Here is a 19,096-nt window from a genome sequence, read left to right on the forward strand (position 1 = left end):
CCGGCCGGTCAGCCGGTGCGGTCAGCCCTTGACCACGCCGAGCGACGTGAGCCGGGCGACCAGCCGGCACAGCCCGGCACCGCTTGCCGCCTCCACCACCGCCGACACGTCCTTGTACGCATCCGGCATCTCCTCGGCCAACCCCTTGCGGGACGCGCCGCGCACCGCCACGCCCCGCGCCGCCAGGTCGCGCCGAACGTCCTGGCCCCGAGCGGCGCGGGTGGCCTCGCCCCGGCTGCGGGTACGGCCGGCGCCGTGACAGGTGGACGCGAAGGCGGGATTGCCGGCGACGCCGGTGAGCACGTACGAGGACGTGCCCATCGAGCCGGGAATCAGCACCGGCTGCCCCACGTCGCGCAGGTCGGCGGGGAGGTCCGGGTGATCGGGCGGCAGCGCCCGGGTGGCGCCCTTGCGGTGCACGCAGAGCCGTCGGGTGCCGCCGTCCCGCTCGTGTTCCTCGATCTTGGCGAGGTTGTGCGACACGTCGTAGACCAGATCCAGATCGGTCCCGGCGACCCGGGTGAAGACCCGGCGGGCCGCCTCGGTGAGCAGTTGACGGTTGGCCCGGGCGTAGTTCGCCGCCGCGGCCATCGCGCCCAGGTAGGCCCGTCCCTCCGGCGAATCGACAGGCGCGCAGGCCAACTGCCGGTCCGGCACCTCGATGCCGTGCCGGGGCATCACCCCCTCCATGATCCGCACGTAGTCGGTGCAGATCTGGTGGCCCAGCCCACGGGAACCACAGTGGATCATGACGCAGACCTGTCCCGGGCGCAGCCCGAAAGCCGCCGCGACCGGCTCGTCGTACACCTCCTCGACGGCCTGCACCTCGAGGAAATGGTTGCCGGAGCCCAGGCTGCCGACCTGGCCCTGCCCCCGCTGCACGGCCCGCTCGCCGACCTGCGCCGGATCGGCGTCGGTCACCGCGCCGTCGTCCTCGCAGCGGGCCAGGTCCCGGGGCACCCCGTGCCCCCGCTCGACCGCGTACCGGGAACCGCCGCGCAGCACCGCGTCCAGCTCGGCGCGGTCCGCGAGCTGCCACACCGCGCCCCGGCCCATGCCGCGCGGGATGGCCGGGTCCAGACCGTCCATCAGCGCCTCGATGACCCGGGGAAGCTCCGCCCGGTCCAGCTCGGCGGTGAGCAGCCGGACCCCGCAGGAGATGTCGAAACCCACCCCGCCGGGCGAGACCACCCCGCCGGCGGCGACGTCGGTGGCCGCGACGCCGCCGATCGGGAAGCCGTAACCCCAGTGCACGTCCGGCATGGCGTACGACGCCTCGACGATGCCGGGCAGGGTGGCCACGTTCGCCACCTGGTCCAGCGACCGGTCGGCGCCGACCTCGGGCAGCAGCTCCGGCACGGCGAACACGACCCCGGGCACCCGCATCGGCGCCTCGCGGTCGATCCGGAACCGGTACGGCGACTCCTGGACCAGCTCCATGCCGGGCGGCTACCCGCCGCGCCGCCTGGTACACCCGATTGGGGCCCGGCCGGTCCGGGTAGTGCGGGAGCATGCCCCAGCGATACGAGAACTACCCGAGAATCGCGGTCGTCACCGGCGCGGACTCCGGCATCGGAAAGGCGTGCGCGGTCGCCCTTGCCCAGGCCGGCTTCGAGATCGGCATCACCTGGTACGGCGACCCGGACGGCGCCGAGCGGACCGCGACCGAGGTCCGCGCCACCGGGCGGCGCTGCGAGGTCGCCGAGGTCGACCTGACCCGGCTGCCGGCGGCGGCGGCGGTGGTGGATGAGCTGGCCGACCGGCTGGGCGGCATCGGGGTGTTGGTCAACAACGCGGGGACCGGCGCCTCGACCCCGTTCGTCGACACCGGGTGGGAGCAGTGGCGAGAGGTGCTCGCCGTCGACCTGGACGCGCCGTTCCTGTGCGCGCAGCGCGCCGCCCGGCGGATGCGGGCCGCCGGGGCCGGCGGGCGGATCATCAACATCACCAGCGTGCACGAGCACGCACCCCGGGTCGGCTCGGCCGCGTACTGCGCCGCCAAGGGTGGGCTGGGGCTGTTGACCCGGGTGATGGCACAGGAACTGGCCGCGGACGGCATCACCGTCAACGCGGTCGCCCCGGGTGAGATCGCCACGCCGATGACCGGCCAGGAGGACGTCGACCCGTTCACCCAGGAGCGGCCCGGCGTACCTGTGGGACGGCCGGGCGACGCCCGGGAGGTCGCCGGCGTGGTCGCCCTGCTCGCCTCCCCCGCCGCCAGCTACGTCACCGGGGCGTCCTGGCCGGTCGACGGTGGCATGCTGCTGATGGGCCCGCAGGCCAACAGCCTGACGTCCGACGACTGGCGGTCGGTCTGACCGTCAGCGGGAAAGCGGTCGGTCCATGCACGCCCGGTTCGAGGAGCTGTGGGAGCACGAGCAGGCGACCTTGGACCTGGAACGGTACTGGTCGGTGACGGTCACGCTGTACGGGCCCGGCAACGGGGAGCGGGCGATCCGCCGCTTGGCGCCGCAGCAGCCGGGCGGCCCGCGTACCCCCGCGCCCCGCTCCTCGGCGGCCGGTGACACGCACGGACGGTGACCCCGACCCGCCTGGTGGGGCGGCGCGCGGGACAATGGTGGCTGCCGTGCCCGATCACCAGGAGGACCTCCCGCGTGTCGCCCAGCCCCGCTTCCCCGCCCGAGCCGACGCAGCTGCGCGCGGACTGTGGGCGCTGCTTCGGGCTGTGCTGCGTGGTGCCCGCCTTCGCCGCGTCGGCTGACTTCGCCGTCGACAAGCCGGCCGGTCAGCCCTGCGCCAACCTGCGTGCCGACCACCGCTGCGGCATCCACACCGAGCTGCGGGAGCGGGGCTTTCCCGGCTGCACGGTGTTCGACTGCTTCGGCGCCGGCCAGCAGGTCGCCCAGGTGACCTTCGGTGGGCGGGACTGGCGGGACGCGCCGGAGACGCTGCCGGACATGGCCGCGGCGTTCACCGTGCTGCGTCCGCTGCACGAGCTGCTCTGGTACCTGACCGAGGCGTTGGCGCTGCACCCACCGGCCGAGCTGCGCGTCGAGCTGGAGCGTGCCCGCGCCGAGACGGCGGCGCTCACCGGGGGCGATCCGGCGCAGCTGCGCGCCGTGGACGTGGCCGCGCACCGCGACCGGGTCAATCCGCTGCTCTCGCGGGCCGGGGACGCGGCCCGATCCCGGGGCGGGGCCGCCGGCCCCGATCGCCGTGGCGCACAGTTGCTGGGGGCGGATCTGCGCGGGATGGACCTGCGCCGGGCCAACCTGCGCGGGGCGCTGCTGATCGGCGCCGACCTGCGCGGTGTCGACCTGGGCCTGGCCGACGTCACGGGCGCCGACCTGCGCGGCGCCGATCTGCGCGGCGCGGACCTGCGCACCACCCTCTTCCTGCACCAGGCACAGCTGGACGCCGCTCGCGGTGACGTGCGCACCGCGCTGCCGGCGACCCTCACCCGGCCGGTGCACTGGACGGCGCTGGCGCTGACGCCGGTCCGCCGACCGCACCGGGCTGCGGCGCCCGCCCGTCGCGGCCGGCGTCGGTAGGCGGAGCGACCCCACCGCAGCGGCCCGGCTCGCCGAGACGTACGGCTGGTCGCAGACCGCCGGCCAGCTCGGCATCGCCGTCGGCTCGGCGACCACACGCCGGCGGTCAGCGCCGGCGGTCGAGGTTTCGCCCGCGACGACGCCGGGTAGCCACCGCCGACGCGGAACGGCACCGACGGGGGGCACGGCGTGGGTTTCCGAAAGCGCGACGGTGAGCAGCCGAGCGACCCGCAGCACAGCGAGGACGAGGCCGGCCAGGCCCGGTTGGTGCAGGTCGAGGCGGACACCGAGGTCCCGCCGCCGGACGGCACCGACGTACGACCGGACATCGTGACCGAGGACGACAACTCGGGTGTCGCCGGGGGCTCCTCCGGCAGCAGCGGCGGCGGGTCGACCATGCCCGGGCATCCGGACGCGACCCGCTGACGCGGGCTCAGCCCGGAGTCAGCGGCTGGCCAGCGCGGCCGCCCGCGCCTCGGTCATGCCCCTGTTGGCCAGCCCGTCGGCCCGCTCGTTCTCCGGGTGACCGTTGTGCCCCTTGACCCACAGCCAGGTGACCTGGTGTCGCTCGCAGGCCGCCTCCAGCCGCTGCCACAGGTCGGCGTTCTTCACCGGCTGCTTCGCGGCGGTCAGCCAGCCGTTGCGCTTCCAGGACGCCAGCCAGCTGGTGATGCCGTTGCGCACGTACGTGCTGTCGGTGTGCAGCTCCACGGTGACCGGCCGGTTCAGGCTCTCCAGCGCCTGGATGGCCGCCATCAGCTCCATCCGGTTGTTGGTGGTCGGGCTGGCCTCGCCGCCGCACAGCTCCCGCTCGTGGTCGCCGTAACGCAGCAGGGCGCCCCAACCGCCCGGCCCGGGGTTGCCGCTGCAGGCCCCGTCGGTCCAGATCTGCACACCCCTACCGGCCGCCGCGTCCACCATGGCGAGCAACCTACCGGGCTGCGCCGCCGCGCCCCGCGCTCGGGGGGCCGCCACGCCGGGCGACGCCTGGCGAAAATCCCGCGCGCCATCCCGGCGCGGTCTGCCAGAGTCGATCGCCATGGGCGGAAAGTGGGACGGCCTGCGGGCCGAGGTGCGGCAGCGGATTGACGAACTGATCGCCGCCGGGCGGGAGTCCGGCGTGCAGGTCGCGGCGTATCTCGACGGCGAGCCGATCCTGGAGGTGCACGTCGGGGCCGCCGACCGGGCCACCGGCCGGCCGCTGACCGCCGACACCCCGGTCTGGAGCGTGTCCACGGGCAAGGCGCTCACCGCGACGGTGGTGCAGGTGCTGGCCGAACGCGGCGAGCTGGACTACGACCTGCGGATCGCCGAGGTGTGGCCCGAGTTCGCCCGGCACGGCAAGGACGGGGTCACCCTGCGGCACGCGCTGACCCACACCGCCGGCGTACCCGCCCTGCCGGCGGACGTGACGCCGGAGGACTTCACCGACTGGGACCGGATGTGCGAGATGGTCGCCGACGCCGAGCCGATCGCCCCGCCCGGCGCGGTGAAGGCGTACCACGCGTGGACCTTCGGCTGGCTGGTCGGCGAGGTGGTCCGCCGGGTGACCGGCCGGCGCGTCTCGCAGGTCCTGGCCGAGGACGTGGCCGGCCCGCTCGGGGTGCCAGGCGAGCTGTACCTCGGGGTGCCCGCGGCCGAGCTGGGCCGGCTGGCCCGGGTCGAGGACCGCAACCTGTCGGCGCTGTTCGACTACGCCAGCGCCAACCTGCCGAACTTCGACCGGGTCGCCCCGCCCGGCGTCCGGCCCGGCGCGGAGATCGGCAGCCGCGCCGACGTCCTCACCGCCGACGTGCCGGCCACCGGCACCATGACCGCCCGCGCGGCGGCCCGGATGCTCGCCGCCCTGATCGGCGAGGTGGACGGCGTCCGGCTGATCTCGCCGGCGCGGCTGCGCGCCGCCACCACGCCCGCCGGGCCGGGCCGGGAGTGGGTGTTCGGGCAGGAGGCGACCTGGGGTCTCGGGTACGCGGTGGACTCCGACGGGTCGTTCGGGGCGGCCGGCAGCGGTGGCAGCCTGGCGTACGCCTATCCGGAGCTGGGGCTGACGGTCGCGGCGACGAAGACGCTGCTCGGGGCCGGCGACGGTGACCCGATGGAGGACCTGCGGGTCCTGATCCGCGACGCGGTGACCGCCCAGCGCTGACCCGCCCGGTCAGCGCGGCGTGCCACGCTCCGACCCGGCGCCGTCCGGCACGGCATCGCCGGCCGCGCCCGCGGGCGAAACGCCCACCACGGCTGCCGGGATGGCCGGGGCGGATCGGGTCGGGCGCAGCCGGTAGCGGACCCGGTCCGCCGCGTCGCCGGCGGTGGCCGCGATCATCGGCAGCAGCCGGGTGGAGTTCATCACGGCGACCTCCTCGGCGGGGGTGGTCACGCCGTCGAGGAAGCGCAGCACCCGCTCGGCCGGGTTGCGGTCGAAGAGCCGGTCGAAGAAGTCCGGGCCACCGACACCGCCCCGGTCCAGCGCGCGCAGCGCGACCGCGTCCATCCAGCGGTGCCGGCGCGGGTACGCCGGCGCGGGCACCGGCGGCCGCCCGGCGGCGAGGGCACGGGCCACCTGGTCGGCCTGGCGGTACATGGCGGAGAAGGTGAAGCCGGTGGAGGGGCGGGTCGCGCCGCCGGCCGTGCCGAGGCGGACCACCCGGGGTGAGGGCCGGGCCGGGAACGGCGCGTCGGTCATCGGGATCACCCCGTTCTCCACCTCGCGCACCCGAAGCCCGGCCGGATCGAGCCCGAGCAGGTCCCGGTAGCCGGTCAGCGCCGTGTCGTACCCGGAATCGGTGAGCAGCGCCGGCGAGAACTCGGTGTACTCGACCAGGGCGTAGCGATCGCTCACCGGGAGCACGTACCCGAACGAGACGCCCCGGGCCGGCTGCGGGGTGCGAAAGTCCATCAGCACCGCCCGCGCCGGGTCGAACACCGCCCGGTCGGCTTCGAGCCACCACCCGCGGAAGTGCTGCAACCAGGTGGTGCGCCCAGGTCGGGCCGGTGGTCGGGGACGGGAGTCGAGCACCCAGCCGGCTCGCACAGTGGGCCCGCCGCCGGTGCGCACCACCACCCGGGTGCCGTCGTCGACGACCGTCCCGGCGGGCGCGACGATCCGGGTGGCGCCGAGGCGACGCTCGGCCTCGGCAGCCCGGTCGTAGACCGGGCCGGAGCGGAGCATGGCGTACCGCAGCGGGGCCAGGTCCAGCACCCGTCGCCGCGCCGCCGTGATCACCTCGACCTGCTGCCAGCTCGCGCTGAGCAGCGGGTCCAGGTCATCGTCCGGGTGGCCCCAGAACGCCCAGGTACGGTCCTGGCCGCGCCGGCGCACCGGGTCGACCACCGCGATCCGGAGGTCGTGGACGCCGTGCCGGTCCAGCGCGGCGAGCAGCAGCGACGCGGCGCCGCCGCCGCCGAGCAGCGCGAGGTCGACGTCCAGCGGCGCGGATTCGGTCACCGCCCCACGCTGCCACACCGCTCCGCCCGGGTCCTGCGCCGCGCCACTCGACGCGCCGCGGTCAAGCAACGCGTTTGACAGGCAACCATATGGTTGCCTATGTTCATGAGCAACCAGACGGTTGCGCATGGGGAGGGTCATGGACGAGGCGTTCCGGGCGCTGGCCGATCCCAGCCGCCGCCGACTGCTCGACCGGCTCAACGAGCGCAACGGCCAGACCCTGCGGGAACTCTGTGACGGGCTGGCGACGACCCGACAGGCGGTCAGCAAGCACCTGTCGGTGCTGGAGGCGGCACATCTCGTCACGACAGTGCGGCGCGGCCGCGAGAAGCTGCACTACCTCAACGCCGCCCCGATCACCGCCATCGCCGACCGGTGGCTCAGCCGCTACGACCATCAGCGGGCGGCGGCGCTCGCCGACCTGAGCACAGCATTGGAGCGCCAGCCCATGGAGAGTCCCACCTTCGTCTACACCACGTACATCACCACCACGCCGCAGCGGCTCTGGGCCGCCCTCATCGAGCCGAGTTTCACCCGCCGCTACTGGGGCGGGGTCGCGCTGGTGTCGGACTGGCAGGTCGGCTCACCGGTGCTGTGGCAGGACGCGCCCGACGCCGAGCCCCGCGACCTCGGCCAGCGGGTGCTGGTCGCCGAGCCGCACCGCCGCCTGTCCTACAGTTGGCACGGCTTCCAGCCGGAGCACGCCGAGCACTTCGGTTGGTCCGCCGAGGAGCTGGCCGCCCGGCTCGACGAACGCCGGTCGACCGTGACCTTCGAGATCGAGCCGCACGGCCCGTCGGCCGTCCGGTTGACAGTCATCCACGACGGCTTCTCCCCCGACAGCGAGATGCACCGTGCGATCAGCGGCCAGCTCGACGGCAGCGGAGGCTGGCCGGAGCTGCTGGCCAGTCTCAAGACGCTGGTGGAGACCGGCGAGCCGATGCCCGAGCCGGCCCCGGCGGAGCGGGCCGGCTGAGCCGCCTCTCGGGTGGTGCATTACCGCCGTCGCCGGCAATACCTCGCCATCGACCCAGGCGTGACAGCCCGGCCGGACGGACATCGATCGGATCAGCGGTGCCGGTCGGGCCGTGCGGGCCTTTCCGCAGCTCTCCCCGCCTTCGGGTGGACACGTGACGGCAACGAGGATTTCTCATTTTCACCGGATCGAGGTCCCAACACACCTAGTGTTGGGCACACCGGTGCTAGTCACGGAGTTGGCCACCCGAACGACGTCCCACGCAGTCAGCGGACGAAAAGTGAGGGAAGACGCGTATGAAGGTCTCAACAGCACTCTGTTCGGCAGCGCTCGGCGTGGGCCTCGGCACGCTCCTGCTGCCGGGCGCCGCACTGGCCGACACCACCGTGTCACCAGCCACCACCCCGGTCGGTGGGACCGTCGTGCTCACCGCGACGACCTGCAACCCGAAGTCGGGCGACGCCATCTTCCGCGTCACCGGCCCCAACCGCGACCAGAACGTCCGGTCCACCACCGCCGCGGCCGGCGGCGGGCTCAGCGCCGAACTCTTCACCGCCGGGTTCACCCTGGGCACGTACACCGTGGCGGCCACCTGCGGCGACGGCAGCTCGGCCGGCAGCGCCACGTTCACCGTGACCCCGATCGGCGGCGCGCCCGCCGGCTCCGGCGGCGGCAACCGCGACAACGGTGCCCTCGCCGCCGGCGGCACGCTGCTCGGCACCGCCCTCGCCGGCGCGGTGATCCTGTTCCGCCGGCGCCGTCCGGTGTCCGCCGTCGCCTGACCGGCGACGAGCTCCATCCCTGAGGACGGGTGCCCGCGCCGTGTCACGGCGCGGGCACCCCGACGATCCCGTACGGAGGTCGGCACGTGTGGAGACGGCGGACCCTACCGGCCGTGGTCGCCCTGCTCGCCGTGAGCGGCCTGGGGCTGATCACCGTCGGCGTCACCGCCGACCCGCCGCGGCCGCCCCGGCCGCCGGCCGACACGCCGACCCGCACCCACCCCGCGCCGGACCTGGCGCCGCTGCCCCGCGCCGCGCCCGTCCGGGTCCAGATCCCCGCCATCGACGTACGCGCCGAGGTCGTCCCGGTCGGCGCGGACGCCGCCGGGGTGCTGGAGGTGCCGCCACTGGACCGACCGACCCTCGCCGGCTGGTACCGGCACGGCGTCAGCCCGGGCGAGACCGGCAACGCCGTCCTGGTCGGACACGTCGACTCCCCGGCCGGCCCGGCCGTCTTCTTCGACCTCGGGCGGCTACGCGCCGGCCAGGAGATCCGGATCACCCGCGCCGACGCGCGCGTCACGACGTTCACCGTGGACGGCGTGCGGTCGTACCCCAAGGAACACTTCCCCACCACGCTGGTCTACGGCCCGGCGGACAGCGCCGGGCTGCGCCTGATCACCTGCGGCGGCCGGTTCGACGCCGGGACCGGCAACTACGTGGACAACATCGTCGTCTTCGCCACCCGCACGACCTGAGCCGGCCCGCCCGGCTGTCGGGAGCCGGACCCTGCTCGGCAGAATGCGGTGGCACCATCCCCTGCGGGCATCGTGAGGCGGTGCGCCGGCGACGGGGAGGCACGCTGTGGACCAGCAATCCGTACGGGACCGGGCCGGCCGAGGCGTACGCGCCCTGACCCGTCGGCTCCTCGGTCGGGTCGAGGAGCAGTTGCCCGCTCCGCGCCGGTCCAACCCGGACGCCGTGGTCGACTGCGCCGTCTACGTCAACGGCCGGCGCGAGCCCGGCCGCCCGCACTACGCCGACGCGTACGCCCACGCCCGGCGCGGCCGCGACGCCTTCGTCTGGCTGGGCCTGCACGAACCCGGGCCGGCGGTGCTCGCCGCGGTGGGCCGGACCTTCGGGCTCGACGAGCTGACCGTCGAGCAGGCGCTCGCCGACGGGCACCGGCCGACCGTGCAGCGCCACGGGCCGGTCACCCTGCTGGTGCTGCGCACCGCCGGGTACGTGGAGCACGACGAGCTGACCGACACCTCCGAGGTGATCGACACCGGGGACGTGATGGTGCTGCTGGGTGACCGGTTCGCCATCACCGTGCGGCACGGCGCCGCCGGGGCGCTGCGCAGCGTCCGCGCCGACATCGAACGCCGACCGGCGCTGCTGGCCGCGGGACCGTGGGCGGTGGCGTACGCGGTCTGCGCCCGGATGGTCGACTCCTACCTGGAGGTGGCCGGGCACGTGGAGCGGGACCTGGAACGCGTCGAGGAGTCCGTGTTCGCCCGTGACCGCTCCGCCGACATCCAGCACATCTACCAGCTCAAGCGGGAGGTGGTGGAGTTCAAGCGGGCGGTGCTGCCCTTGCAGGCGCCCCTGCGTACGCTGCTCGACCCGGGCCCGGACGGGCCGCCGCGCGCACTGCACCGCTGGTTCGTCGACATGGACGGCCGGTTGAGCCGGGCGGTGGACCGGGTGGCCGCGTACGACGACCTGCTCACCTCGATCGTCCAGTCCCGGCTGGCGCAGCTCGCCGTGGAGCAGAACAACGACATGCGCAAGATCGCGGCGTGGGCGGCCATCGCGGCCACCCAGACCGGCATCGCCGGCGTGTACGGCATGAACTTCTCGCACATGCCGGAGCTGGCCTGGCGCTACGGCTACGCCGGCGCGCTCACCCTGATGGCGGTGGCCGCCCTCGCCCTGTACCGGCTGTTCCGCCGCTCGGGCTGGCTGTGAGCCCCGCGTCCACCGCCGTCCGCTAACCTCGCGCCGTGATGTGGCATCGGTACGTGGCGATCGGCGACAGCACCACCGAGGGGCTCGACGACCCGGACGGCGCTGGCGGCTACCGGGGCTGGGCCGACCGGTTCGCCCTGGCGGTGGCCCGCGCCCAGGGTGGCCTGGAGTACGCGAACCTGGCGATCCGTGGCCGGACCACCGCGCGGATCCGCGCCGAGCAGCTCCAGCCCGCCCTCGACCTGGCCCCCGACCTGGCCACCGTGGTCGCCGGCATGAACGACGTGCTGCGACCCTCGTTCGACGCCGACCAGGTCGCCGAGGACGTCGCGGCGATGCAGCGGGCGCTGGTCGGGCAGGGCGCCACGGTGCTGACCTTCACGATGCCGGACCCGGCGCCGGTGATGCCGCTGGCCCGGCCGCTGCGGGGTCGGATGCTCGCCCTCAACGAGGCGCTGCGGGCCGCCACCGCCCGGACCGGCGCCACCCTGCTCGACCTGGGCGTCCACCCGGTCTCCTCCGATCCCCGGCTGGAGCGACGACCGGCTGCACGCCAACAGCGCCGGGCACGAGCGGATCGCCGCCGCGCTGGCGTACACGGCGGGTCTGCCCGGGTTCGACGACTCATGGACGCGGCCGCTGCCGCCGCCGCCCCGGCGTCGGCGGGGCGAGGTGTTCGGCGCCGAGCTGGCGTGGACCCGACGGCATCTGCTGCCCTGGCTGGCCCGGCACCTGCGCGGGCAGTCGTCGGGCGACGACCGGGTCGCGAAGCGGCCGGTCCCGCTGCCGGTGCCGGTGGACTAGCTTCTGTGCGTGGGCGCCAATTTCTCCACAGCGGCGCGAAGGGTCTTGGAGAATCACGACACGGGCTGTCAGCGTGGCGAAAGCCCCGGTTTCGCCGGTCGCCGCGTCAGCGGCGGTCGCGCGGGTGCTGCGGCGGATCCAGCACGTCCGATGGTGGCGGTGGCTCCTTTGGGCCGCGCCCGTACCGCACCACCCAGAGCGCGATGACCGCCACGATGACGACGACCAGAAAGAAGCATGCGATGCCCCCGGTGATGCCCATATCGAGAAATTATCGTGTTGCGCACAGCGGGGACCCGGTTTCGAGGACCTACGTGGTTACTCCGGCGACCCGGGCCTGATCGTTTGGCGCCCCGCCGGCGGGCTGCGACCGACGCGCTGACGTCTGAAACACGCCCCCGCTCCGGTCGGTGCCCGGTGCCGTCAGGTGGTGCGGCAGGATGGCGGGGTGGGCAAGGGTGCGGGGCGCCGGCGGGCGGACGCGACGACGGGACGGGCCTGCCCGTGTGGCTCCGGTCCGGCCTACGCCGACTGCTGCGCACCGGTACACGGCGGCGTGGCGCAGGCGCCGACCGCCGAGGCGCTGATGCGCTCCCGGTTCAGCGCCTTCGCCCTCGGCGACAGCGGCTACCTGCTGCGCAGCTGGCACTCCTCGACCCGCCCGGCGAGGCTGGAGCTGGAGCCCGGGCAGCGGTGGACCCGGCTGGAGATCGTCGAGACGGAGCGGGGCGGGCTGCTCGACACCGCCGGCACGGTGACCTTCCACGCCCATTACCGGGAGGCGGGGCGCCCGGGCACGATGACCGAACGCAGCCGGTTCGCCCGGGAGAACGGCCGGTGGGTCTACCTCGACGGCGAACAGTCCTGACGACCGCCCCGGCGGCCGGTTCGGTCGTAGGATGACTGTGGCGTAGTTCTGCGCCGCACCTCGGTCAGCGGCGTGGCGGCGGGTCCGCCGGAGTCGGACGGAGACCACGGATGACCATGACGTTCATCAACCTTCCGGTGCGTGACCTGACGACCGCCGCCGAGTTCTACCGGTCGCTCGGCTTCACCAGCGAGCAGGCCGAGCTGGACGGGGACAGCCTGGCGCTCACCATCTCCGACAGCACCCGGCTGATGCTGCACCTCCGCTCGGCCTTCGAGGAGTACACCGGGGTCGCCGTGACGGACACGCAGACCAGCCGGGAGGTCATCGTGGGGCTGACGGCCGAGAGCCGGGAGCAGGTCGACGAGCTGGTCGACCGGGCGGCGGTGGCGGGCGGGGAGTCGCTCGGGCCGGGGACCACCGACGGCCGGCTGTACATGCGCGGCTTCCGGGACCTCGACGGCCACCAGTGGTCGTTCCTGCACATGCACGCTTGACCCAGGGGTCCGGCGACCGGTGCGACCGCGCCGGCTCGTGCCGCACGTCGCCCCGGTCACTCCGGGCCGGGTGCGCCGAGCGCCGCGACGTCGCCGCGCGCGCCCACGCTGGCCGTACGACGCCTGCGGTGGGCCACCAACACCAGCGCCACGATGAGGTACGGCCCGGCCGCCACCGCGAACGCCACAGCGTTGCCCGCCGCCGTGGCGACGAGGCCGTAGCCGATGTAGGTCGCGATGACCAGCACGTCGGTGGCCATCCCGGCCAGCGAGGTGACGGTGGCGCGGCTGCTCCCGGTGATCCGCGCCTGAAGCCGCGCGTCGGCCAGCACGGTGGCCAGCTGCGCGGCCCCGAACGCCACCGCGAGCAGCACGAACCCTGCCGGGTGCGCGATGAGCGCTCCCCCGGCCAGCGCACCGGCGACGACGACCAGCAGGGCGGCGTAGCCGAGCGCGCCCAGCCGCTCCCCCGCCGGCGCGAGCAGCCCGCCGGTGGTCACCCCGGCCCAGAGCAGCAGGAGCAGCAGCGGCACGACCTGCGCCCCGACGCCGGTGTCCAGGGCCAGCAACGGGGTGTACTCGTCGAGGGCGCCCCAGTCGGCCGTCACCACCGCGACCAGCAGCACGGTGGCCCGTACCGGCGGATGCGTACGGACCTGCGCCACCCCCGCCCGCAGCGTGTCCCACCAACCCGGATCGGTGTCGTGCACACCGGACGGTGGTGTCAGGTCGGGCTCCCCGGCCACGGCGGGCGCGGTTGGCGGCCTGCGGTGCTCGGGGAAGCGGGCGGCGACAACGGTGGCGAGCAGACAGGCGAGCACGCTGGCCGCGCCGACCGCCGGGTAGCCGCCGGCGGCGAGCACCGGGCCGGCGAGCACTCCGGAGACCAGCACCCCCAGGACACCCGCCGTCCGGGCGCGGCCGAGCACCCGGGGATACCGGCCGGCCGCGCCGAGCCGATCCAGTTCGGTCCAGACCAGAGCCTCCAGGGCGCCGGAGACCAACGCACCACCGGCACCCCAGAGCAGGAACCCGACAGCGAACGCCGGGTACGACGGGACCAGCACCCAGAGGGCGTACGCGGCGGCGGTCACCAGCGGAGCGAGGCGCAGCAGCAGCCGGCGGGACACCGCGTCGGCCCAGGCGCCGGAGGGCACCTCGAACAGGATGCCGGCGGCCGACCAGATGACGAAGAGCGAGGAGATCTGCCCCACCGACAGCCCGGTGTCGGCGAAGAGCAGCGCGTACACCGGGTAGAGCAGAACGAGGTCACTGAGGAACGCGTACCCGTAGAGGGTGGTCGTCAGCCGGCGGACCGGCGGGTCGGGCACGCGTGCGGCGATGCGGGTCATGAGGCCTTCCCGTGGGAGTGGAGACGGACACCGGACGTGCGGTGCCCGCGGTGGCCCACGGATTCGGCCTACGGCGTTGGATCAATGTCGCCAGGTCATGTCGGAGATGCTAGACCCGCCTCGGGGCGCCGGCCAGCGCTTTCGGCGCGCCGGACGACGCGACGCGGGGCGGGACCTCCACGGACCCGCCCCGCCGTCCGGTGCGGTGTCAGCGACGGTTCTCCTCGACCGGCGGAATGACGGTGGTGGTCTCGCTGTCGTCGCTGGCCCGCTGGTCGGGCACGGCGCGGTCGGCGCCGGCGGTGACCACCTGGGTCGCGTCCGGGTCGGCCGGCCGCGTGACCACCTGGGTGGCGTCCGGGTCGACTGAGGGACGCACCACCTGCGTGGCCTCCGGGTCGGTGCCGGCGGTCGACTGCCGAGCCACTTCGGCCTCGGCGTCCCGCCGGCCGGCCCGGTAGGCGCGGGCGTGCGTGGCGATCAGCTGCGACTCCTGCTCCGCACGGCTCAGCCAGGTCTCCCAGCGGCTCTGCATGGGACGGATCAGGCCGCCGCCGACCCCGACGACGAGGATGCCGCCGACGGTGGCCAGCACGGCGATCAGCACGGGAGTGGTGACCGCGGTGGCCACGCCGATCTGGTTCAGCGCGGCGATGACACCGAGGCCGAGGATGAACACCGAGGCGATGCCGGCCAGGACCCGGCCGTACGACAGCCCGCCGAGCGCGCCACTGATGATGTCCTTGACGGCGCTGGCGATGGCGGCGGCGACCACGACAATCACGATCGCGACGAAGGCGCGGGGCAACCACGAGACCACCGCGGCGATCAGGTCGGAGATCGGGTTCGGGCCCCAGATGCCGAAGGCGAGCTGGAGGGTGAGCAGCAGCACCGCGTAGTAGACGAGCTTCGCCACGATGTCGCTGGCGTCGTACCGGGAGCGGCTCAGTGCCCGGCGGACGCCGCCGCGCTCGACGGCGCGGTCGAAGCCCACCCGTTCCAGCACCTTCTCGACAATCTTCAGCACGGCCTTGGCGATCAGCCATCCCGCCACCAGGATCGCCAGGAAGGCGACGGCCTTGGGCAGGAAGAGCATCACCGAGCGGAGGGCGTCGCCCACCGCGTCGCTGACGTTGTCACTCATCGGGTTTTCCTCCATGCGGGGCAGCCGGGACGGTCGGCCCCGGACCTACCCCCGGCGACACGCGCGGAAACGCCGGCGGCTCAACCCGGTGCCGCCGACCCGGGGTCGTCCTGCTCGGCGGCGGTGGCCACCTGCTCCGTCACCGGCCCCAGATCGGGCACGGCGGCTGTCGTCGGCCGACCCGACCCGGCGGTGTGCGGGGCCAACTGGTCGAAGAAGCGCAGCAGCTCGACCGGGAACGGCATGACCAGCGTGCTGTTCTTCTCCGCGGCCACGTCCACCACCGTCTGCAACAGGCGCAGTTGGTACGCGCCGGGGGTGGCCTCCATCGCCCGCGACGCGTCGGCGAGGCGCCGCGACGCCTGGAACTCGCCGTCCGCGGCGATCACCCGGGCCCGCCGTTCCCGTTCGGCCTCGGCCTGCCGGGACATCGACCGCTTCATCCCTTCCGGCAGCGAGACGTCCTTGACCTCCACCCGCTCGATGAGCAGGCCCCACGGCTTCTCGGTGGGCGCGTCGATGACGGACTTCAGCTCGGCGTTGACCCGTTCCCGGTCGCCCAGCACGGTGTCCAGGTCGGCCCGCCCGATCACCGAGCGCAGCGCGGTCTGGGCGACCTGGAGCACCGCCGAGGGGTAGTCGTGCACGTTCACCAGCGCCTTCACCGGGTCCACCACCCGGTAGTAGACCACCGCGTCGACGGTGAGCGTGACGTTGTCCCGGGTGATCGCGCCCTGCGGCGGTACGCCGATCACGGTGGTCTGCATGCTGACCCGCACCATCCGGTCGGCGACCGGGACGATCAGTTGCAGGCCCGGCTGGCGGACCCGCTCCAGGACCCGGCCGAACCGGAACACGATGCCGCGCTGGTACTGCTGCACCAGTCGGACGCTGAGCGACAACGCCAGCACCACGACCACGGCCACGGCGACCAGGCCGACGACAGCTCCCATGACATCCGCGCTCCCCCGGAGGCGCCCGCCTCCCGGAGCGCCGGGTACCCGTTCCGATCCCCGCCATGCCGCCCCGATCGCAACACCGGAGCCCTGCTCAAGGACGTGCGCCGCGACCACGTCAGCAACGTGCTGACCAAGCTCGGCCTCCGAGAGCGCCCAGGCGGTGAGCTGCGCCTATGAGGCCGGCCTGATCACCGCTGGCGAGAACCGAGCGCGGAGCATCAACCGACTGAGCTCGGCCGTGGGCCAGGTACTTCTCATTGGCCGTCGTCGGAGCGGGGGGTGCGCTCCCTACGATGACGGCTCGTCGGAGTGCGCAGGGGGTCGTGGGTGGACGGGTTCGGTGAGTTGTCGACGGCGCTGGTGGCGGACGCGTGCGTGCGGCTGGGGGTGCCGGTGCGGGTGGCGCCACCGGGCATCCGGCCGGTCGTGTCCGGTCAGCGGGTGGCGGGGCGGGTGCTTCCGGCACGGCACTACGGCAGTGTGGACGTGTTCCTGGAGGCGTTCGAGCGGGCCGAGCCGGGCGACGTGCTGGTGATCGACAACGGCGGGCGGTCGGACGAGGCCTGCGTGGGCGACCTCGCGGTGCTGGAGGCGGGCGCGGCCGGGGTGTCCGGTGTGGTGATCTGGGGGCTGCACCGGGACACGGCGGAGCTGATCGAGATCGGGCTGCCGGTGTTCAGCTACGGCAGCTGCCCGCCCGGACCGTCCCGCCTGGAGGACCGGGAGCCGGCGGCGTTGGCCAGTGCCCGGTTCGGCGGATACGAGGTGGGCCGGGACGACCTGGTGTTCGGCGACGACGACGGGGTGCTGTTCGTGCCCGCCGACCGGGGCGGGGAGGTGCTGGCCACGGCCGCGGAGATCCGGCGGGTAGAGCGGCAGCAGGCCGCCCGGATCCGGGCCGGGGACACACTGCGGCGGCAGACCGGATTCGCCGACTACCTGGGGCGGCGCGAGGCCGACCCGAGCTACACCTTCCGCCGGCACCTGCGACGGATCGGCGGCGCCATCGAGGAGTGACGTGGGGTGCAGAACCTCTAGCGCGCGGGCGAGTCTTGGCAATATCCTCCGGGGAACGTGCGGCCACTGGAGCTACTTTTCATTCACCGCCGGCCGCAGGAGGAGAGAACATGCACGTCGACCCTTCCGAAGTGGACCGCCGGACGCTGCTGCGTGCCGGTCTCGGCGCGGCCACGGTCGCCGTGGTCGGGAGCGAGCTCGCCTTCCCGGGCGCCGCGCAGGCCGCCCCCGGCGGCGACCTGGACTGGATCATCAGTTGTGACGAGTGGGCGGCACGGCCGCCGAAGGACCCGCTGTCGGTCAGCGCCATCGCCACCAACAAGATCATCGTGCACCACATGGCGTTCCCGAACGTCACCGACTACTCCCAGGAGCAGGCGGTCAAGCTGGCCCACGACTGCCAGGACCTGCACATGGACGGCAACGGCTGGTCCGACACCGGCCAGCACTTCACTGTGAGTCGGGGCGGCTACGTGCTGGAGGGTCGGCGGGGCAGCCTGGAGCGCCTCGAGGCCGGCGACCGGCAGATGATCTCGGCGCACTGCCCGGGCGAGAACGGCCGGGCCATCGGGATCGAGAACGAGGGCACCTACGTCACCGAGACCCCGCCGAAGGCGCTGACCGACTCGCTGGTCAAGCTCTGCGTCGCCGTCTGCCGGCAGTACGGGCTGCACGCGCACGACATCTTCGGCCACTGGGACTTCCGCACCACGCAGTGCCCCGGCGCCGCCTTCTACCGCGAGTTCCCGGCGCTGCGCCGGCGGGTGTTCGCCGCCCTCGGCACCGACCTGGCCGACGTTCCGGCACGCCGGTGGCCGGACCTGTGGCGCTTCGTCAACTCCCCGTCGGTCCGGGTGGTGCAGTACCTGCTCGCCTTCCGCGGCTACCCGGTGACGGTCAGCGGCACGTTCGACGCCGCGACCGTGACCGCCGTGCAGGACTGGCAGGCACGCAACGGCATACCGGTGGACGTGGACGCCACCCTCACCACGCCGACCTGGGAGACCCTGGCGCCCGAGTTGGACCAGCACGCCAGCGGCCTGCCGGTGACCGCGGTGCAGGAGATCCTCGCCACCAAGGGGTACGCCGTCACAGTCACCGGGGCGTACGACCACGCCACCCGTGCGGCCGTGCAGGACCTGCAGGAGCTGCACGGGCTGCCCCGCAACGGCAAGCTCAGCACGAGCACGTGGTGCGCGATCGTCGGCGGAAACGTCCGCCAGTCGTTCCGGCACCGCTGATCCTCCGGAGCGCCAGCGGCGGCACGGGCTCGCACCCGTGCCGCCGCCGGGCCCGGCGACCAGCGCGAACGCGGGCGCGCCTCGTTGGTCGCCCTCCCGGGGTCTGCGACGATGACGCTGACCAGAACCCAGGAGGGTGCGCTGTGCAGACGCGACTCAACCCGTACCTCAACTTCCCGGGCACGGCCCGGGCGGCGATGGAGTTCTACCACCGCGTGTTCGGCGGCGAGCTGACGATGAACACCTTCGGCGAGTTCGGCAGCACCGAGCCGGGCCTGACCGACCAGATCATGCACGCGCGGCTGGAGTCCCCCAACGGGTTCACCCTGATGGCGTCGGACACCGCGCCCGGGATGAACCATGTGCCCGGCACCAACATCGCGATCAGCCTCAGCGGCGACAACGCCGACGAGCTGCGCGGCTACTGGGCGCAGCTCTCCGAAAGCGGATCGGTGACCGTCCCGCTGGAGAAGCAGATGTGGGGCGACGAGTACGGCCAGTGCGTCGACCCGTACGGCATCGACTGGATGGTCAACATCACCCAACCCCGGACCTGACCAGCGCAGCGTCGCCGGTCAGCCGGTTTGG

21 protein-coding genes are annotated in these 19,096 nt (G+C 73.9%); 15 read left to right on the forward strand and 6 right to left on the reverse strand.

Annotated elements, in window-relative coordinates; all coding sequences use genetic code 11:
- Nucleotides 1–21: 21 nt before the first annotated feature.
- On the reverse strand, nt 22–1,440 hold the full coding sequence (locus GA0070607_RS30345) for an RtcB family protein (protein ID WP_089021264.1): 1,419 nt from the start codon (nt 1,438–1,440) through the stop codon (nt 22–24).
- 71 nt (nt 1,441–1,511) lie between these two features.
- Here GA0070607_RS30345 and GA0070607_RS30350 point away from each other — a divergent pair, with 71 nt between their 5' ends.
- The 4 genes from GA0070607_RS30350 to GA0070607_RS30365 all read left to right on the forward strand — a co-directional run bounded on the left by GA0070607_RS30350 (nt 1,512) and on the right by GA0070607_RS30365 (nt 3,938).
- Nucleotides 1,512–2,318 carry an SDR family oxidoreductase gene (locus tag GA0070607_RS30350; RefSeq protein ID WP_089021265.1) on the forward strand — a complete coding sequence of 269 codons (807 nt, stop codon included), beginning with the start codon at nt 1,512–1,514 and terminating at the stop codon, nt 2,316–2,318.
- Nucleotides 2,319–2,343: 25 nt separating this feature from the next.
- The gene (locus tag GA0070607_RS30355; RefSeq protein ID WP_089021266.1) at nt 2,344–2,541 is read left to right on the forward strand and encodes a hypothetical protein; all 198 of its coding nucleotides are present in this window, start codon (nt 2,344–2,346) and stop codon (nt 2,539–2,541) included.
- Nucleotides 2,542–2,615: 74 nt separating this feature from the next.
- Entirely contained in the window at nt 2,616–3,512 is an 897-nt protein-coding gene (locus GA0070607_RS30360; RefSeq protein WP_089021267.1) for a pentapeptide repeat-containing protein, read from the forward strand.
- Between the two features lie 189 nt (nt 3,513–3,701).
- On the forward strand, nt 3,702–3,938 hold the full coding sequence (locus tag GA0070607_RS30365) for a preprotein translocase YidC (protein WP_089021268.1): 237 nt from the start codon (nt 3,702–3,704) through the stop codon (nt 3,936–3,938).
- 18 nt (nt 3,939–3,956) lie between these two features.
- Here the strand turns inward: GA0070607_RS30365 and rnhA are convergent, their stop codons facing one another.
- Nucleotides 3,957–4,433, reverse strand: coding sequence for a ribonuclease HI (gene rnhA / locus GA0070607_RS30370; protein WP_089021269.1), 477 nt, complete (start codon nt 4,431–4,433; stop codon nt 3,957–3,959).
- A gap of 118 nt (nt 4,434–4,551) precedes the next feature.
- On the opposite strand from rnhA, the gene GA0070607_RS30375 reads away from it, so the two are divergent.
- Nucleotides 4,552–5,658, forward strand: a complete 1,107-nt coding sequence (locus tag GA0070607_RS30375) for a serine hydrolase domain-containing protein (protein ID WP_172899133.1) — start codon at nt 4,552–4,554, stop codon at nt 5,656–5,658.
- A 9-nt stretch (nt 5,659–5,667) separates the two neighbouring features.
- Here the strand turns inward: GA0070607_RS30375 and GA0070607_RS30380 are convergent, their stop codons facing one another.
- Nucleotides 5,668–6,975 carry a lycopene cyclase family protein gene (locus GA0070607_RS30380; RefSeq protein ID WP_408630857.1) on the reverse strand — a complete coding sequence of 436 codons (1,308 nt, stop codon included), beginning with the start codon at nt 6,973–6,975 and terminating at the stop codon, nt 5,668–5,670.
- Between the two features lie 121 nt (nt 6,976–7,096).
- Between GA0070607_RS30380 and GA0070607_RS30385 the strand changes: the two genes are divergently transcribed.
- The 7 genes from GA0070607_RS30385 to GA0070607_RS30415 all read left to right on the forward strand — a co-directional run bounded on the left by GA0070607_RS30385 (nt 7,097) and on the right by GA0070607_RS30415 (nt 12,795).
- Nucleotides 7,097–7,933 carry an ArsR/SmtB family transcription factor gene (locus GA0070607_RS30385; protein WP_089021270.1) on the forward strand — a complete coding sequence of 279 codons (837 nt, stop codon included), beginning with the start codon at nt 7,097–7,099 and terminating at the stop codon, nt 7,931–7,933.
- 296 nt (nt 7,934–8,229) lie between these two features.
- On the forward strand, nt 8,230–8,715 hold the full coding sequence (locus GA0070607_RS30390) for a hypothetical protein (RefSeq protein WP_089021271.1): 486 nt from the start codon (nt 8,230–8,232) through the stop codon (nt 8,713–8,715).
- Nucleotides 8,716–8,828: 113 nt separating this feature from the next.
- Complete coding sequence (locus tag GA0070607_RS30395; RefSeq protein WP_231930535.1) at nt 8,829–9,413, forward strand: class F sortase; 585 nt, start codon at nt 8,829–8,831, stop codon at nt 9,411–9,413.
- Between the two features lie 106 nt (nt 9,414–9,519).
- The gene (locus GA0070607_RS30400; protein WP_089021273.1) at nt 9,520–10,626 is read left to right on the forward strand and encodes a magnesium and cobalt transport protein CorA; all 1,107 of its coding nucleotides are present in this window, start codon (nt 9,520–9,522) and stop codon (nt 10,624–10,626) included.
- 38 nt (nt 10,627–10,664) lie between these two features.
- The gene (locus tag GA0070607_RS30405) at nt 10,665–11,771 is read left to right on the forward strand and encodes an SGNH/GDSL hydrolase family protein (RefSeq protein WP_231931220.1); all 1,107 of its coding nucleotides are present in this window, start codon (nt 10,665–10,667) and stop codon (nt 11,769–11,771) included.
- Nucleotides 11,772–11,878: 107 nt separating this feature from the next.
- Nucleotides 11,879–12,298: a YchJ family protein gene (locus GA0070607_RS30410; protein WP_089021274.1), complete on the forward strand. Its 420-nt coding sequence runs from the start codon at nt 11,879–11,881 to the stop codon at nt 12,296–12,298.
- Nucleotides 12,299–12,408: 110 nt separating this feature from the next.
- Nucleotides 12,409–12,795: a VOC family protein gene (locus GA0070607_RS30415; RefSeq protein WP_089021275.1), complete on the forward strand. Its 387-nt coding sequence runs from the start codon at nt 12,409–12,411 to the stop codon at nt 12,793–12,795.
- Nucleotides 12,796–12,851: 56 nt separating this feature from the next.
- Here GA0070607_RS30415 and GA0070607_RS30420 read toward each other — a convergent pair whose 3' ends face one another.
- The 3 genes from GA0070607_RS30420 to GA0070607_RS30430 all read right to left on the reverse strand — a co-directional run bounded on the left by GA0070607_RS30420 (nt 12,852) and on the right by GA0070607_RS30430 (nt 16,244).
- The gene (locus tag GA0070607_RS30420; protein ID WP_089021276.1) at nt 12,852–14,147 is read right to left on the reverse strand and encodes an MFS transporter; all 1,296 of its coding nucleotides are present in this window, start codon (nt 14,145–14,147) and stop codon (nt 12,852–12,854) included.
- Between the two features lie 208 nt (nt 14,148–14,355).
- Nucleotides 14,356–15,291 carry a mechanosensitive ion channel family protein gene (locus GA0070607_RS30425; RefSeq protein WP_089021277.1) on the reverse strand — a complete coding sequence of 312 codons (936 nt, stop codon included), beginning with the start codon at nt 15,289–15,291 and terminating at the stop codon, nt 14,356–14,358.
- An 80-nt stretch (nt 15,292–15,371) separates the two neighbouring features.
- Nucleotides 15,372–16,244 carry an SPFH domain-containing protein gene (locus tag GA0070607_RS30430; RefSeq protein WP_089021278.1) on the reverse strand — a complete coding sequence of 291 codons (873 nt, stop codon included), beginning with the start codon at nt 16,242–16,244 and terminating at the stop codon, nt 15,372–15,374.
- Nucleotides 16,245–16,577: 333 nt separating this feature from the next.
- Between GA0070607_RS30430 and GA0070607_RS30435 the strand changes: the two genes are divergently transcribed.
- The 3 genes from GA0070607_RS30435 (at nt 16,578) to GA0070607_RS30445 (ending at nt 19,065) form a co-directional block, all read left to right on the forward strand.
- Nucleotides 16,578–17,267 (forward strand): RraA family protein, encoded by a 690-nt coding sequence (locus GA0070607_RS30435; protein WP_089021279.1) that lies wholly within the window; start codon nt 16,578–16,580, stop codon nt 17,265–17,267.
- A gap of 110 nt (nt 17,268–17,377) precedes the next feature.
- Nucleotides 17,378–18,508, forward strand: coding sequence for a peptidoglycan recognition protein family protein (locus GA0070607_RS30440; RefSeq protein ID WP_089021280.1), 1,131 nt, complete (start codon nt 17,378–17,380; stop codon nt 18,506–18,508).
- Between the two features lie 143 nt (nt 18,509–18,651).
- Nucleotides 18,652–19,065 carry a VOC family protein gene (locus GA0070607_RS30445; protein WP_089021281.1) on the forward strand — a complete coding sequence of 138 codons (414 nt, stop codon included), beginning with the start codon at nt 18,652–18,654 and terminating at the stop codon, nt 19,063–19,065.
- The last annotated feature ends 31 nt before the right edge of the window (nt 19,066–19,096 follow it).

Origin of the sequence: Micromonospora coriariae, assembly GCF_900091455.1 — a bacterium.
In the GTDB taxonomy this organism is placed as follows: domain Bacteria; phylum Actinomycetota; class Actinomycetes; order Mycobacteriales; family Micromonosporaceae; genus Micromonospora; species Micromonospora coriariae.